Source organism: Chitinophaga skermanii (genome assembly GCF_003259335.1).
Classification (GTDB): Bacteria; Bacteroidota; Bacteroidia; order Chitinophagales; family Chitinophagaceae; genus Chitinophaga; species Chitinophaga skermanii.
Map to the genome: position 1 here is coordinate 71,528 of NZ_QLLL01000011.1, position 15,931 is coordinate 87,458.

Consider the following 15,931-nt stretch of genomic DNA (forward strand, 5'->3'; position numbering starts at 1 on the left):
TTTTTTGTTGGTATAGCTTCTCTTTTGAAAAGGAATTATTTCTTACCTTAATAGTGTTAATTATTTAATACCCCATTTTCTCTTACATGTATGACGTCGATCCCAAACAATTCCCCGAAGGGGAATAAAAAGTCTGTGCTTCCAAGTCAAAGCAATATAACGCACCCTACAAGCGAAACAACATGGCACCATAACGGTCATGCAACATCGTTAGAAGGTAAGTTTGAAAAATACATTGCGCAGCCACGTACGATTGTGTCTATGGCTTTAAAAGGAGTAAAAACAGATGTGTTCTATGCATTTGCACGTATAATAGATGTACCGGATAAATTACTAGCCGATCTTATCAATACATCTTCCAAAACTATTTCAAACTACCGCGAAACTAATAAAGCCTTAGAACCGGTGAAAGGCGAACACCTACTAAAGCTGATCGCTCTTTTTAGAAAAGGAGAGGAGGTGTTGGGAAACTTGAATGAATTCCATGGTTGGCTTACGAAACCTCAAGCGGGGCAAATTGTACCTATTGCTTATTTAGTAACGCCCGGCGGAATCGACTTGGTAGCTGAAGAATTGGATCGTATTACCCATGGTTACGCCATATAAAACGAGTTTCGATGATTGTTTATAGGGTAGTAACTAAGAAATTTACAAACCACCTCGTTGCCCCAGGCTTAAATGGAAGGTGGAATTCGGCTGGCAAAAAAGTGTTGTACACAGCAGGCAGCGTTGCATTAGCCGCGTTAGAAAGTATGTACCGGAGGAATGGGTATGGTTTTAACGACCATTTTGCATTGATACAGATTGAAATCCCCGGAAAGCTAAAAATTACAGAACACCCGGGCTTAGACCTTCCGCCGAAATGGAACCAACCACACGATTACCGTGTAACGCAAAGCATAGGTGATGCTTGGTATAAAAGAGAAGAATCGCCTATTCTAAAAGTTCCTTCTGCTATCATTCCCCAAGAATTCAATTACATCATCAATAGTCAACATCCAGATTTTGATAGCATCAAAGTTATTAGTGTGAATGAATTTTTATTCGATGAACAATTACGTTAGGAGCCATAAAAAAGGTGTTCCTTTCGAAACACCCTTTACAAAACTATTTTTTCGGCTTATTCCCCGTCACCAATTCAATGATATCGGGATCGGCCGCGATATTGCGCATTTGCACCAAAATTCTACGTTGCCGGTTTAACGTAATACGTGCCGGTGGAACTACAGTGTAAGTAATTGGGTTTGGTAAGCATGCAGCAATCATAGCCGCTTGTTCGCGGTTGAGGCTGGATGCGTTGGTATGGTAATACATTTCTGCCGCCGATTGTACCCCGAAAATACCCTCACCTGTTTCAGCTACGTTGAGATATACTTCAAGAATACGTTCTTTCCCCCAAATCTTTTCAATCATAAAAGTGAAATACACTTCTAGTCCTTTACGGAACCAGCCACCACCTTGCCATAAGAATACATTTTTAGCAACTTGTTGACTAATTGTACTAGCACCGTGGCGTTTTTTACTCTTTTGATTGTGCTTCATGGCTTTTTCGATGGATTTAAAATCGAAGCCGTCATGATCTGGGAAAAGTTGGTCTTCGCTGGCTATGACAGCGAGTTTAGCGTGTTGAGAAATTTCGTTGTAATTGGCCCATTTTGCGTGTAGGGATTTATCGGTGCCCCATAAACTAAACCAGCTCGATATTTGTGTGATGGTAATAGGGGGATTGACCCACTTGGTGGCGATGATGTACAGTAAGTGTGCGACAAATAGAACGAGTAATACTTTTTTGAGCCTTCGCCAAATGCGAGGAACAATGCCTTTAAGCTTCATCCAAGATGATTTTCAAAATTTAGCGAAAGGTAAAAAAATATCATGTGAGTGTACAAAAATCATCGTAGTATTTTCACAATATCACGGCGAGCAACAATGAAATAGCTGTGATTGTTAGAGTGGTAGAGGAATTTATTACAGTAAAAAATTGTAGGTTTAAATTATGTTACTAGAGCTTCACCCACAAAATCCAAACCCGCGGCACCTGAAAACAATTATTGAATGTTTGAAAGATGGGGGTGTAATCATTTACCCAACCGATACTGTGTACGGGATGGGCTGTGATATCATGCAACACAAAGCCATAGAAAGAGTGGCCCGCATAAAAGGAGTAGACCCCAAGAAAGCACAATTCTCTTTTATTTGTTGCGACTTAAGTCACCTCTCCGACTATACGAAAAGTGTAAACACGCCCACCTTCCGTATGTTGAAAAAAGCTATCCCTGGTCCTTATACATTCATCATGCAAGCGAGCAGGGAAGTACCGAAGTTGTTAAAAACGAAGCGCGATACTGTAGGTATCCGCGTACCGGATAACTTAATTTGTAGAACCATCGTGAAAGAACTTGATAACCCAATTGTAAGTACCACCTTACCCGTAGATACTTACATTGAAGAGTATACCGATCCTGAAATTATCCACGATAAATTCGGGAAGCTGGTGGATATCGTGATCGATGGCGGCCCCGGTGGTATTACTTTTTCCACCGTTGTGGACTGTACGGGCCCAGAACCAGAATTGATCCGCGAAGGTGCCGGTAGTTTTGAAGACTTGTTGTAAATTTAAGGTATGAAGAAGGTGTGGATAATATTGTTGATGATGGGGGCGACTTACATTGCGAGAGGGCAATCGGTTGAACCTATTGCGAATCCTTATAAAGGATTTGTACATTATGTACAGCAAAAATCTGCCTTGCAACAGTATGTGCCTTATAGTAGGAATACGAACATCTTTGTCGGGGCTATTTCACCGGCTTATCAACAGTTAGCGGAAAGTTATTACCAGCAGCATTTTGGGTATTTCTGTAAGCAGGAATGGGAGTGGCAGAAGCAAACGAGTATCCCTTTACGCATGCGGCTCGGCAGTTTGGAGTATACTGATCGGAAAGAAGGAAAGTATTAAGCATAAAAAAGGTCTCTACTTACATAGAGACCTTTTCATTATAAGAAAGTATCCAATTATTTAATACCCATTTTCTTCGCGATATCTGCAGGAATGGCTTTTTTGTTAACCATGAAGCAGGTTGTTTTGTACGCGAAGTAAGGAACTGATGCGTAGAAGTAACCACCGCATTGGTTAGTAGTACCCCAAGAGTTTTTCACTTTGAAGTATTTGTTACCATTTTGATCTTTTACAAGACCAGTGATGTGCATGCCGTGATCATCTTGCGTTTCGTAGTTATCGAAAGCAACCTGGCGGAGTTCTTGCGTAATGGTTTTTTCTTTCGCTGGATTAGTGAAGATGTCTTTACGTTCAGCTTCTGTTAAATCAGCCCAATCTTTCTCAGGAACGATCGCTAAGCCATCACGGTAGTTGAAGCCTTTTTCACTAACATCAGAAGCCCAAGCAAGGGTGTAACCGTTGGTAACAGCGGTTTCTGCGATATTGGTGAATTCGTTCAAAGGAACGTTGTACACTTTTTCCCAGTTCCAGTTATCAGGAACTTCCAATACGAATTGGCTATAGAAAGGGTGGTGCGTGAAAGAAGAGATAATTACATAATCATCTGCATTCAAGCCTAAGTATTTCGCAAAAGATTGCGGGTTGTATTGTTTGCCTTGATAGTCGAATGTAGCAGGAGCGTCGCCGATATATGCGTTAAGCGTGCCTTCTACAGCTTTAGTCCAGCTTGGGTTTACATTATTAGCAGCACCCAATGGTTTTAACATATTTTCCAATACGTTTACCATTTCGCTGTGGTTGTATGTTTTTACGCGGTTGCCATCGTATACGCTTTGTGGTACGAGGCCGAATTCGCGTAAGCATAATAAATCATCTGGGAAGCCACCACCTTCTGCGAAGTTGGTTTTACCGTGCATACGCACGTAGTTAGCGGCTTTCAACGGGTACATTCTGCGAACTACGAACATTTCGCTCAAGTTCACTTTCTTGTTTTTATCGTTGCGAAGAACTTCTGATTCGAAGAAAGAAAGGCCAGAGAAAGACCAGCAAGTACCGGTTTGACCTTGGTTTTGTACTTCAGTAGCTTCTGCGTCTTTAATAACGGTAAACTTGTAGTTGCTACCTTCTTTATTTGTAACGGTGGTTTGTGCAAACGCGCCTAAGCTGCATAACATTGCAGCGCTCAACAGCAATTTCTTCATTATCCTTTAAAGTTTAGAAAAATGTCGTAAAAACCAAAAATAAGGCATCCACACCTTTTTCGGCAAGTGAAAAAGGGATAAGTGGAAAACTAAATCAAGGGAAATTTATAATACATGCTTTTCGGCATAAGCTTCCCGGGAAATTTGCCATTCCCATAAGATGCCGCCGTCTGTAGTGTTCACTGTGCCTGCAAAGTGTAAACCGTTTTTCTGTAAAACTTTCACCGAGGCATTATATTCTTCTAGCGTGTGTGCGATGATTTTGTTCACATATTGATGGTGGAAAGCGAAGCGTATAAAGGCTTCTACCGCTTCTGAAGCATAACCGTTTTCGCGGTAATCTTCGGAAATCTCGTAGCCAATTTCTACCACGCCTTCCGGGCTGGGTCGACCTTTAAAGCCGCCGGTGCCAATAATTTTTTTGTCGGTTTTATGAATAACAAAATAAAAGAACCAGCCAAGCATGCTGGGGTCGTTGCGTAATTTATCATACGCTAGGATAATCATTTCGGGGAATTCTGTCCAATTTTCCGGCACTTCTATGCCTAAGATGTTACTAAGTTCGTCGTTCCCGTGAAAAAATGCTTCAAAATGTTGCAAAGTACAAGGCAGCAATTGCAACCGTGCGGTTTCAATCATAAGCGAAAACTAATAAAGGGATTTGGGAAAAACAAGCGGCGTGCAGCCATATTGCATTGACCGGCAATTTTTTACGTGAAATAAAAGATTGCCGGTTGCTTTCATTGTATAAATGGTTTTAGTGAGCTTCTAACCAATTTTTGCCCGTTCCCACTTCCGCCTCTATGGGAACGTTAAGCGGTAAGGCTGCTTTCATGTTTTCTATAATAAGCGGTTTCAGTATATCTAATTCAGGTAAATAGGCATCAAACACCAATTCATCGTGTACCTGTAATAACATTTTTGAACGCATGTTTTGCGCTTTCATCGCTTTGTGAATACGGATCATCGCCAATTTAATCATATCGGCGGCCGTTCCTTGGATCGGCATGTTAATCGCGTTTCGCTCTGCGAAACCACGTACCACGGCATTCGAAGAGTTGATGTCTTTTAACCAACGTTTACGGCCTAGCAGTGTTTGCACGTAGCCGGTGCGTTGTGCGAATTCAACCTGGTCTTGCATGTATTGCCTGATAGCTGGGTATTGTTGGAAATAGTTGTCGATCAGCATTTTTGCTTCAGCACGGGGGATACCTAAGTTTTCGCTTAATCCAAAGGCGCTCACACCATAGATAATACCGAAGTTTACACTCTTCGCATTTCTACGCATGTCGCCAGTTACATCGGCAATCTCTACGCCGTATACTTTCGCGGCTGTTGCCGTGTGAATATCTAACCCGGAACGGAAAGCCTCCAGCATATTGGCGTCTTCGCTGATCGCGGCAATGATGCGTAATTCGATTTGCGAATAATCCGCCGATACGAGGGTAAATTCTTCGCTACGGGGAATAAAAGCTTTGCGAATTTCGCGGCCACGCTCTGTTCTAATAGGAATATTCTGCAAGTTGGGATTGTTGCTACTTAACCTGCCCGTTACAGCTACAGCTTGGTTGTACGACGTATGTACACGGCCGGTGCGTGGGTTGATCATCGTTGGCAATGCATCGATGTAAGTAGATTTTAACTTGGTTAATTCGCGGAAGATGAGAATGTCTTCTACGATTTTATGTTTAGAGGAGAGCTTTTGTAGTACGTCTTCACCCGTGGCGTATTGACCGGTTTTGGTTTTCTTCGCTTTCGGATCGAGCTGTAATTTTTCGAACAACACTTCGCCTAATTGCTTTGGCGAGGCGAGGTTGAAACGTACACCAGCTTGCTCGTATACAGACTCTTCTGCGCGTTGGATTTCTGTTTGTAGTTCAGCACTATAATCGGCCAAAGCTTGCGTGTCAATAGAAATGCCTTCCACTTCCATGTCGGTTAATACTTTTACAAGCGGGTTTTCCACTTCGTACAGTACTTTCCCTACTTCTTTCGCATCTACAATAGGCGCAAACTTGTGTTTCAATTGCAAAGTAATATCGGCGTCTTCTGCGGCATAGTCTTTTGCTTTTTCCACGGGTACGTCGCGCATATTGCCTTGGTTTTTACCCTTTTTACCGATCAACGTTTCAATGGAAACTGGAGCGTAGCCGAGGTATTGAGCACTGAGTAAGTCCATACTTCTTCTACCTTCCGGCTCAATTAGGTAGTGAGCGAGCATGGTATCGAAAATGGTACCTTTTACTTCTACATCATACCATTTCAACACAATCAAATCATACTTCAAGTTTTGACCAATGAAGGTTACATCTTCTTTATCGAAAATAGGCTTGAAGGTATGGAGGATATCGCGTACACCGTTTTGGTCGGCCGGGAATGGCACGTAATAGGCAACAGTAGGCGTGAAAGAAAAACTCATGCCTACCAGTTCTACGTTATTTGCATCGGTACCTGTTGTTTCTGTATCGAAGCAGATTTCTTTTTGCTGGAGGAGTTGTTGTAATAACTCAACATGCTCTTCGGGCGTACCAACGAGGTGATAGCTGTGCGGGGTATTGTCGATGTTTTTATCAGCTACTAACCCAATTTGTTCAGCCGGCTCGTCGTTTGTAGCAACGGCAGCAGCTGGAGCGGCGGTTGTAGCAACAGGATTTCCGAAAAGATCTTGTTGTACAGCGGTTGGAGCGCTAGGCGTAATAGAAGAATCTGTAAAACCTTCGCCAAGGATGCGTTTTGCGAGTGCGCGGAATTCCAATTCAGCAAACACTTCACTTAACACCTCTTTATTCATTGCCTTAATGCAATAATTTTCTTCGTGGAACTCAACCGGAACGTTGGTGATAATGGTCGCCAATTTCTTCGATAAAATAGCGGCTTCTTTACCGGCTAACACTTTTTCGCCCAGCTTACCTTTAATGTTTGCCGCGTTTTCCAATACGCCTTCCAACGTATCGTATTCCGCTAATAACTTCATCGCCGTTTTTTCACCTACACCGGCAATACCTGGAATGTTATCCACAGCATCACCCATCAAACCTAATATATCAATTACTTGATCTACCCGTTTGATCTGCCATTTATCGCACACCTCTTTCGGGCCCATGATTTCCACGGTGCCGCCACCTGTTGGTGGTTTATAAATGAAAATATTATCACGCACGAGCTGACCATAATCTTTATCAGGCGTAACCATATATACTTCGTACCCTGCATCGGCAGCTTGCCAAGCAACGGTGCCAATTATGTCATCTGCTTCGTAACCATCCAATTCTAAAACGGGAATGTTAAACCCTTCGATGATACGTTTAATATCCGGCAAAGCATCGATTAAATCTTCCGGCGCTTCTTCACGGTTTGCTTTATAATCTTCGAAATCGGTATGGCGTTCGGTAGGCGCATGCGTATCGAAAGCCACAGCTATATGGGTAGGTTTTTCTTTATTGATTAAATCGAACAAGGTACTTGTAAAACCGAACTGGGCGTTGGTATTACGACCTTTACTGGTGATGCGCGGGTTCCTAAGTAACGCGTAATAAGCACGGTACACGAGGGCCATTGCATCGAGCAGGAATAGTTTTTTACTCATGCGGTAAAAATACGTAGAAAAGTATTGCAAGCTAACGGGAAATATCAACATCGGGGGAGGAGTAGCTGGCGGCTTGGGTTTAACAAAAATCTTTACTTTTACTGGATGAAAAAGATCTATCATTTATCAACTTGCGGTACTTGCAAAAAGATCCTCGAAGCGGTGGATGCGGTAGCGAAAGGTGTGGAATTACAAGATATCAAGAAGGAGAAAATTACCCCGTCGCAATTAGATGAAATGCACAAGCTAGCAGGTAGCTACGAAGCATTGTTTAGCCGCCGCTCGCAGAAATACCGCCCAATGGGCTTACATGAAAAGAATTTAAGCGAGAACGATTACCGGGATTTGATCTTGGAAGAGTATTCTTTCTTGAAAAGACCCGTAGCCATTATTGGTAAAAAGATCTTTATTGGGAACGATGCTAAAACTGTGGGAGCCTTAAAATCCGCTTTGCAATAAATTAAATTCATTGATATATAAACAAAAAGCTGCGATCCATTAAAGATGTCGCAGCTTTTTTATTTGAATATTGATGATTTATAAAGATTCGGCGAAATCGCGTACGATTTTCTTGTAAGCGTTCATATCGCCATTATTTTTATAAGAGCGGAACTTGAAAGTGCGTGCTAAACGGAGGGCTTCCGGTAAGTTAAAGCGGTGCTGCGGTAAACAATACGCGTAGCCTTTATCCATGAAATATTTACCCAAGTATTCTTGTTCGCTTTGCCCGGGCGTTGGCACTAAAACAGATTTTTTATCCAGCTTTGCCAAGTCCATTAAAGTGGTATACCCAGTTCTGCTAATTACCAAGTCGCTCGCCAACATCACATCATTGAGGGATGCCGCATCGAGGTGGTTAATATGCTGAATACCGGGTGAAATTTCATGTTCGAAGGGTTCTCCTGGTTTGCCGCTGACAATCAACGCGGTAATAGGTAAATCCTTGATTTGGGCCAGCACCAACTGTTCGAAGTTTGTGCGTTGTGGTTCTGGACCAGAAATAAGTACTAATACGTCATACTTTTTCTCCACGTTTTCCTTCTCTACGAATCTACTTAGGCATCCTAAGTAAGCCGTATTTTTTGGTAGGTTCGTGGGATGCGCTAATTCCCCGGAAAGGTTATTTTCGCCTTGAAAATCAGGTACCCAGCATGCAGTGTACCGGTTGATATAACGATAGTTGATTCTTTGCAGTAAACGCTCGATAGGTCCGCCAAACGGGGTTTTTATCAATAATTGATGGGAGATAAAAACAGTAGGAATCCCAGGATGGTATAAACCGAAACGATTATCAGAAATAACAGCGTCGATTTTATATTCTTTCACCACCTTTTTAAGCCAGTTGTTTTCGAACGTCACCGACTTATATATTTTAGGAATTTGTTGAATGATTTTCCAACCGAAGAAGATACCTTTTTGAGCGTATTGAATACGGTAGCCGGGGAGCGGTAGGATAGTGATGTTAGGGAACTCTTGTTGTAAGAGAGCAGCGTGTTTTCCCTCCGCCGCAATAATCACTTCACAGCCGGCGTTTAATAGTTCGTAGATGAGTGGAATGTCGCGAGTAGCGTGACCTAATCCCCAATCCAGTGGGACTATCAAAACTTTTTTTGGCGCCTGGTAAGATGTTGACAAAAAAATAAATTTTATTTGCGAAAATAGCTTAATTTAGGTTTGACCATTGTTAAGAAAAGGTAAACTCTCTCAAGACTGGCTAGAAAGGATAACTTAGACGAATTATTTAAACTGATATGAAAAGAATAAAGTGGATCTTTGTATTGTTACTTTGCGGAAGCATTTTGTCTCAAGGTTGCGGTGTATTTAAAAAGAACGATTGCGGTTGCCCGACCTTCAGTAAGAAAAAGATGCATTAGAGTTGTATCTTTTGTAACAATAAAAAATTTGTGAGCCTATATCTGTAAGAACCTATTGATGTCAACTATTCAACGACGATTACCAATTCAGAGAACTTTCAAATTTTAAGTACATGAAGCCTGTAGAAAGAGATTTATTAATCTTGCTACATGAAGATCGCTACAGTGAGCAACAAATCCAGTTCGAAGTAAAGCAGATCTCCGATATGCTTACACACGTAGAAACAATGGATTTTATTGCTACCGCCACAGAAGTGGCCGACTGTAACAAGCGCCGCGTAAGTAGTAAACGCACTTTGCTTGAAAAAGCCTTCGGTAGAAAAGCACCAAAACCATTTGAATTTATTATTCACAAAAACTAACGGTTTATAACAAACCGCCTATTGTCCCGTACACCCACTGCACAGAAATTTTTTGTCAACTCTCTTAGTACTATCCAATTATTAAATTCTTGTTGTAGGTTTGCTATAGAACAAACCTAGATTGTGATATGCTTGATCATTCGCAACTGCAAGACTATGTTGCCCCTATTTCAAAGTGGGAACTAAACCACGATACCGAATACAGCGACCTACAAATTGGTGCCACCATTGATGCCTATGAAGAAGGCGCGTGGCCTGATATTTCATCTGCCGATATCATTCTATTAGGAGCAGGAGAAGAACGAGGCAGTTTGCGGAATAGTACTAACAATGCCCCCGACGCTATCCGCGCAGCATTCTACAAATTATACCACTGGCATAGCGATGTGAAACTCGCCGACTTGGGTAATTTACTGACAGGTAAAACCCTAGGCGATGCCTACGCGGCCTTTACTGCTGTTGTTACAGAAATGATTGACGCAGGAAAGATTGTTATTATACTAGGTGGTTCGCACGACCTCACGTACGCTCAATACAAAGCTTACGCTTCCAAACAATATATCATCGAAGTAACAGTAGCCGATGCATTGATTGATTTGCATGAAGGTTCACCCAATCGTTCGCAGAACTTCTTGATGGACTTATTCACAGAGCAACCTAATTACATCAGGCACTACAATCATGTTGGCTTCCAAAGCTACTTCGTGCAGCCTCGCATGTTGGAAACCCTCGATAAACTCCGCTTCGATTGCTACCGCTTAGGACGCATCCGTGAAAACTTAGACGATATAGAACCCGTACTGCGTAATACCGATATGTTTAGCTTCGATATTAGCGCCATTAGGCATGCCGATGCGCCAGCTAATACATTATCGCCGAATGGGTTTACAGGTGAAGAAGCGTGCGTTATTAGTCGTTATGCGGGCATGAGTGCACAGATGAGTACTTTCGGTGTATATGGTTATCAACACGAGAAGGATAAAGATGGCTTAACAGCCATGCAAATAGCGCAGATGATGTGGTACTTTATGGATGGCCGATCGGTTCGAAATAAGGAAGCGATGTTACATGAAAGAGAATCTTTCCTAGAATTCCATATCGCGTTCTCCGATATTCATGCTACTTTTTTAAAGAGCAAAAAAACAGGTCGTTGGTGGATGCAATTACCCGATAACACCTATATCCCGTGCGCTTACAGCGATTACCTATTAGCAAGCAATAACGAAATCCCGGAACGTTGGCTTCGTTCGCAAGAGCGTTCATAACATTTGCAATTGTACAACGCGAGCCATAGTTTTATAGTGGAACTAAATCGGAAAAATTATGTCGCAACGCAAGGAACGAATTGCACGGATTAATCTTATACAAAATACACAAGATGCGCTACTCATAGCCAGCGGCGTGCTGCTGGCGGCTATTGGTTTAAAAGGGTTTTTATTACCGAATGGCTTTTTGGATGGTGGCGTAACGGGGATTTCTTTGTTAGTCAATAGGCTAACTGGTTGGTCGATCTCTGTATTGATTGTTGTAATCAACATCCCGTTCATCTTACTCGCTTATAAACAACTCTCGAAAGCCTTCACGATAAAAACCATTATCGCCATCTCTGCATTGGCTACCAGCTTGGTGTTCATCAAAGTACCTATCATTACCCACGATAAATTACTCATCGCGCTATTCGGCGGTTTCTTCTTAGGTGCCGGTATTGGAATGAGTGTGCGTGGTGGTGCCGTACTCGATGGAACAGAAGTATTAGCGTTGTATGTAAATAGAAAAACAGTGTTGAGTGTAGGGGAGGTAATTATGTATTTCAACGTGGTATTATTTGGCGTTGCCGCTTTATTGATTAACGTAGAAACAGCGCTATACGCCATGTTAACGTACATGGCCGCTTCAAAAACGATCGACTTTGTTATCCAAGGTTTCGAAGAGTACATTGCCCTTACGGTTATATCCAATCAAAGCGAACTAATCCGGAAAACACTTACGCTGAAACTTAAAAAAGGGGTAACTGTTTTTAAAGGAAAAAGCGGCTATGGCAAAAGAGGAGAAACCGATAATGAAATAGATATCGTATACACCGTAGTAACCCGCTTAGAGGTGCATAAAATTATTGATGAAATAGAGAAGATAGACGAGAAGGCATTTATTGTGCAACATAATATTAACGATACGAAAGGCGGTATGATTAAGCGCCGCGCTACACATCATTAAAAACCAAAGGCGCTATCATTCGATAGCGCCTTTTTTATACACAATAAGTTAATTACTTCGAGTTTTTAGATGCTGTTAACGCGTATACCGCGAAGGATGCTAACCAGTGGTCGCCTGCGTAGTTACCACTCACTACATTCGGGAAAGCTGCTTCTAAATGCTTTACTGCCAATGCTCGTATCGCCGGAGCTTGTGCGCCCGTATGTTCTGCAATATTAAATAAACACCAAGCACGGCTCAGGTTCAATCCATCCAAATGCACCAATTTGCCATCGGTGCGGTCGCGTACTTCTGCTATTTCAAAGATGGTGATGTTTTGTTGGAACAAGCCAGGTAAGAATTTCTTCAACCATACTTTATAATCAGCCGCTGGAAGAATACGCCACATAAGGTCAGCTTCTTCTAAACTTGGAGATAAGAAATCGTAACCACCAGGTTCGTAGGTAACAGGAGCATTTACATCTTTTGCATAAAAGCGCATGGCGGCTGCTTTAATAGCGTTGGATAAAGGTTCGTCGTATGCTTCCTGCGCATAATCCCAAGCCAGCGATAAGCCAAAGGCTAAGTTTGTGTGCTCGCCCACACGGATAGGGTACGCTAAGTTCTTTAAGAATGCTATGTAAGAAGTAGAGAAGAGGTTGGCCAACGGTTGTACGTTATCGGCTAATTCCTCGCCCAATGGGTCTTCCCAAGTGCGTAATTCTGTTTCTAATTGTAACAACCAACTCCATCCGTAAATACGCTCGAAACCACGGTTCTCGCGGTTATGGAAGATTTGAATTTCTTTGCGAATATTCGCTGCTGTGAGGTTTTCTGCTAGCTTCTGGCGAATCAATTTGGCTTGTGGCAAGTTGGGGAAGGTTTTTAAAAGCTTTACCAACATCCAATGACCATGTACACTACTATGCCAATCGAAGCAACCATAAAACGCCGGATGGTAATTGCTGGGTGCTACCAACAAAGAACTATCCGAGTAAACAATGCCTGTTTTATATGGGTAAGGCTGTTGCATACATTTCAACGGGAGCGTAGATAAATGTGCTGCTCCTTCCGTGGTAAGCGTTAAGCCGCCATTCTTAGCTTCGTACATCGGCTTTTGTGCCATGGCAGTATGAGAAGCCATCAACATGGCTACACCTATGGTATATCTAAATAAGCTGTTCCTTTTCATAGGGAAATATAGATCAAGGTTTATTGAAGAGTAATTTAAAGTAGAATGATGGTTTTGCAAGTTTTTTCCTGATGTCAATATCATAAAACATACAAGTAATTAGCTCGTTGACTTGCTTATTATTGGCGCCTAACTTCATTAACCAGTTTAATAAGCGGGGATATTTAACGAGTTGCTGTAAGCGGTGACTAAGTTTTAACTCCGTACCAAGACTTTTATACAACCGTTGGTCGTACTCCACTAAGCAATTACGCGAATAATCGTTCCGAGAAATCGCCTCTTTCGCTTGCATGGCGGCTAATCGCCCAGAGTATATCCCATTGCCGATACCTTCTCCAGAGAAAGGATCAATTAAAAACCCCGCATCGCCTATCAACATATAACGATCTCCCGAAAGCGATCGTATTTTGCTGCCGAAGGGCAAGCCATAACCATCGATGGTACTTTTAACAACTGCATTCTTAAACCGTTTCTGTAGAACTGGATCGTGTTGAATAGTGTCTTGTAATAACTTTTTTAAGTTGATGCGCTTCTTTGTAACGGCTTGCGTTAGCATACCAACACCCACATTAGCTTCGCCGTTGGGCAGTGGAAAAATCCACAAATAGCCGGGCAATACAGAATATAAGAAGTGGAGTTCTATGGCCCCATCTGTTTTCAAATCTTCGATACCGTCGTAATATACACGGAGACCGGCAGCATTGTGTTTCGGTTCCATTTTGAAACCGGCTACTTCTTTTGAAAATTGGCTATGTGCACCGTTAGCAACAATAACGAGATCGGCGAGGATTGTAATATCCCGGGCTTTATCCCGTAACTCGTAGCCTTCCGGGGTAAGGGTATATGCAGAAATATTCACGCCCTCATGTAGTGTTACATTGGCACTATGCTTCAGTTCCTCTACCAAAAAGTTGTCAAAATCTACACGCTTACAAACAAAGCTGGGTGCTAGCTTTTCATTATTGCGAACCAATGGCGCATATGCCATGTTCATATCTACCCTCGATGGTGCAATAAAACTCACACTCCAGCTTTCACGTACAAACGATTGTTGACGAAATCGTTCAACAATAGCGGCATCAATACGCTCTAAGCCAGTAATGGCTTTACCACTTAGCCCATCGCCACATACTTTATCGCGTGGAAAAACGGCTTTATCTACAATTGTAGAAGGTATACCCAATCGATCTAATTGTAGCGCTGCGGCGGCCCCAGCTGGACCGGCACCAATAATGCATATTTGTGTTCGTATGAACATAGTGGTTGGCTGGCTTTTCTATATCAAGATTATCTATTCAGTAGTAACTTAAAGTAAAACGAAGGCTGCGTGAGTTTTTTCCGCACATCAATCTCGTAAAACATGCATGAAATCAACGATTTCAATTGCTTGTTCCTTGTACCCAATTTCATTAGGAAGTTGAAGAGGCGAGGGTATTTTACTAATTGCTGTAAACGATGGCTGAGTTTGAGTTCCGAACCCAAAACTCTATATACCCGCTCATCATACGTGGCTAAAAACGCGGCACTGAAATTCTTTTGTTCTAAGGCTTCTTTAGCTTTCTCGGCGGCGAAACGGCCAGTGTATAAAGCATTCCCAATACCTTCACCCGTAAATGGATCGATCAAATAGGCTGCATCGCCCACCAACATATATCGCTCACCGGAAATTACACGTTGCTTGCTACCTAATGGAAGGCCATAGCCTTCAATAGTACTCGTTAATTCCGCATTTTTAAAGCGTTCTTTAAACACGGGATCTTGTGCAATGGTATCTTGTAATAACTTCTTCAAGTTCACCTTCTCTTTCCGCACATGGTCCGATAACATATCTAATCCAACGTTCGCTTCGCCATTGGGTAAAGGGAAAATCCAAAGATAGCCGGGTAGTAAACTTTGTAAGAAATGAAGTTCAATAAAGCTATCTTCATTACAACCAGTTACATTTTTATAGTACGCACGGATGCCCGCCGCGTAATGCTTCGGTTCCATATGGATGTTGGCTACGTTTTTTGTAAACGTACTATGCGCACCGTTGGCTACAATCAGTAAATCGGCATGAATTTCATACGCACCTTTGTTATCCTTCAACACATAACCATTCCCCGTTTTCTCGTACGATTCAATGGTTACTCCCTCCATTAAGTGAGTGTGTGTATTACGTTTCAGTTCTTCTACTAAGAAATTATCAAAATCTATTCGCTTACATACGAAGCCCATGGGTAGGTCTTCCGCTTTGTTATATTCCGGTTTGTAAGGAACATCCATTCCGTGCCTGCCGGGTGAAACAAAGGTTACTCCCCAGCTTTCCTGCTTGAAAGTGGTGGCCCTGAAGCGTTCGCCGATGGCGGGGTCGATACGGTCGAGGCAGGTAATTACCTTACCGCTTAGTCCATCACCACACACCTTGTCGCGCGGGAAAACGGCTTTATCCACAATAATATGGTCAATACCTAAACGGTCTAATTGTAAGGCAGCTGCGGCCCCACCAGGACCAGCCCCGATAATACAAACGGGCGTACGTAATTGGTTTTGCATAGATTGATTTCCTATTTACTGAACTAATTCC

The 15,931-nt window shown here is 42.3% G+C and carries 16 protein-coding genes; 8 read left to right on the top strand and 8 right to left on the bottom strand.

Translation table 11 applies throughout. The features are described from left to right. The first annotated feature begins 90 nt into the window (after window positions 1-90). The gene (locus tag LX64_RS23070) at window positions 91-606 is read left to right on the top strand and encodes an antitoxin Xre/MbcA/ParS toxin-binding domain-containing protein (protein WP_111600064.1); all 516 of its coding nucleotides are present in this window, start codon (window positions 91-93) and stop codon (window positions 604-606) included. Window positions 607-617: 11 nt separating this feature from the next. After that, window positions 618-1,064 (top strand): RES family NAD+ phosphorylase, encoded by a 447-nt coding sequence (locus tag LX64_RS23075; RefSeq protein ID WP_111600065.1) that lies wholly within the window; start codon window positions 618-620, stop codon window positions 1,062-1,064. 43 nt (window positions 1,065-1,107) lie between these two features. On the opposite strand, the gene mtgA is transcribed toward LX64_RS23075, so the two are convergent. Beyond that, complete coding sequence (gene mtgA, locus LX64_RS23080; RefSeq protein ID WP_111600066.1) at window positions 1,108-1,833, bottom strand: monofunctional biosynthetic peptidoglycan transglycosylase; 726 nt, start codon at window positions 1,831-1,833, stop codon at window positions 1,108-1,110. A 163-nt stretch (window positions 1,834-1,996) separates the two neighbouring features. Between mtgA and LX64_RS23085 the strand changes: the two genes are divergently transcribed. After that, entirely contained in the window at window positions 1,997-2,614 is a 618-nt protein-coding gene (locus LX64_RS23085; protein ID WP_111600067.1) for an L-threonylcarbamoyladenylate synthase, read from the top strand. Window positions 2,615-2,623: 9 nt separating this feature from the next. After that, complete coding sequence (locus LX64_RS23090) at window positions 2,624-2,956, top strand: hypothetical protein (protein WP_111600068.1); 333 nt, start codon at window positions 2,624-2,626, stop codon at window positions 2,954-2,956. Window positions 2,957-3,012: 56 nt separating this feature from the next. On the opposite strand, the gene LX64_RS23095 is transcribed toward LX64_RS23090, so the two are convergent. The 3 genes from LX64_RS23095 to polA all read right to left on the bottom strand — a co-directional run bounded on the left by LX64_RS23095 (window position 3,013) and on the right by polA (window position 7,744). Beyond that, window positions 3,013-4,158, bottom strand: a complete 1,146-nt coding sequence (locus LX64_RS23095; RefSeq protein ID WP_111600069.1) for a C1 family peptidase — start codon at window positions 4,156-4,158, stop codon at window positions 3,013-3,015. Window positions 4,159-4,263: 105 nt separating this feature from the next. Continuing rightward, window positions 4,264-4,797 carry a GNAT family N-acetyltransferase gene (locus LX64_RS23100; RefSeq protein ID WP_111600070.1) on the bottom strand — a complete coding sequence of 178 codons (534 nt, stop codon included), beginning with the start codon at window positions 4,795-4,797 and terminating at the stop codon, window positions 4,264-4,266. A 118-nt stretch (window positions 4,798-4,915) separates the two neighbouring features. Continuing rightward, window positions 4,916-7,744 (bottom strand): DNA polymerase I, encoded by a 2,829-nt coding sequence (gene polA, locus LX64_RS23105; RefSeq protein WP_111600145.1) that lies wholly within the window; start codon window positions 7,742-7,744, stop codon window positions 4,916-4,918. A 105-nt stretch (window positions 7,745-7,849) separates the two neighbouring features. Between polA and LX64_RS23110 the strand changes: the two genes are divergently transcribed. After that, the gene (locus LX64_RS23110; protein ID WP_111600071.1) at window positions 7,850-8,203 is read left to right on the top strand and encodes an arsenate reductase family protein; all 354 of its coding nucleotides are present in this window, start codon (window positions 7,850-7,852) and stop codon (window positions 8,201-8,203) included. A 78-nt stretch (window positions 8,204-8,281) separates the two neighbouring features. Here the strand turns inward: LX64_RS23110 and LX64_RS23115 are convergent, their stop codons facing one another. Beyond that, window positions 8,282-9,346, bottom strand: a complete 1,065-nt coding sequence (locus LX64_RS23115) for a glycosyltransferase (RefSeq protein ID WP_111600072.1) — start codon at window positions 9,344-9,346, stop codon at window positions 8,282-8,284. Between the two features lie 385 nt (window positions 9,347-9,731). On the opposite strand from LX64_RS23115, the gene LX64_RS23120 reads away from it, so the two are divergent. From LX64_RS23120 to LX64_RS23130, 3 genes are all read left to right on the top strand, one after another. Further along, window positions 9,732-9,980: a hypothetical protein gene (locus LX64_RS23120; protein WP_111600073.1), complete on the top strand. Its 249-nt coding sequence runs from the start codon at window positions 9,732-9,734 to the stop codon at window positions 9,978-9,980. Window positions 9,981-10,108: 128 nt separating this feature from the next. After that, window positions 10,109-11,245, top strand: a complete 1,137-nt coding sequence (locus LX64_RS23125; protein ID WP_111600074.1) for a formimidoylglutamase — start codon at window positions 10,109-10,111, stop codon at window positions 11,243-11,245. A gap of 58 nt (window positions 11,246-11,303) precedes the next feature. Continuing rightward, window positions 11,304-12,194 (top strand): YitT family protein, encoded by an 891-nt coding sequence (locus tag LX64_RS23130; protein WP_111600075.1) that lies wholly within the window; start codon window positions 11,304-11,306, stop codon window positions 12,192-12,194. 52 nt (window positions 12,195-12,246) lie between these two features. Here the strand turns inward: LX64_RS23130 and LX64_RS23135 are convergent, their stop codons facing one another. The 3 genes from LX64_RS23135 to LX64_RS23145 are packed head-to-tail and all read right to left on the bottom strand — an operon-like array spanning window position 12,247 to window position 15,900. Further along, window positions 12,247-13,365, bottom strand: coding sequence for a DUF2891 domain-containing protein (locus tag LX64_RS23135; RefSeq protein WP_245952797.1), 1,119 nt, complete (start codon window positions 13,363-13,365; stop codon window positions 12,247-12,249). 13 nt (window positions 13,366-13,378) lie between these two features. Further along, complete coding sequence (locus LX64_RS23140; protein ID WP_111600076.1) at window positions 13,379-14,623, bottom strand: NAD(P)/FAD-dependent oxidoreductase; 1,245 nt, start codon at window positions 14,621-14,623, stop codon at window positions 13,379-13,381. A gap of 29 nt (window positions 14,624-14,652) precedes the next feature. Continuing rightward, window positions 14,653-15,900 carry an NAD(P)/FAD-dependent oxidoreductase gene (locus LX64_RS23145; RefSeq protein WP_111600077.1) on the bottom strand — a complete coding sequence of 416 codons (1,248 nt, stop codon included), beginning with the start codon at window positions 15,898-15,900 and terminating at the stop codon, window positions 14,653-14,655. Window positions 15,901-15,931: the final 31 nt, after the last annotated feature.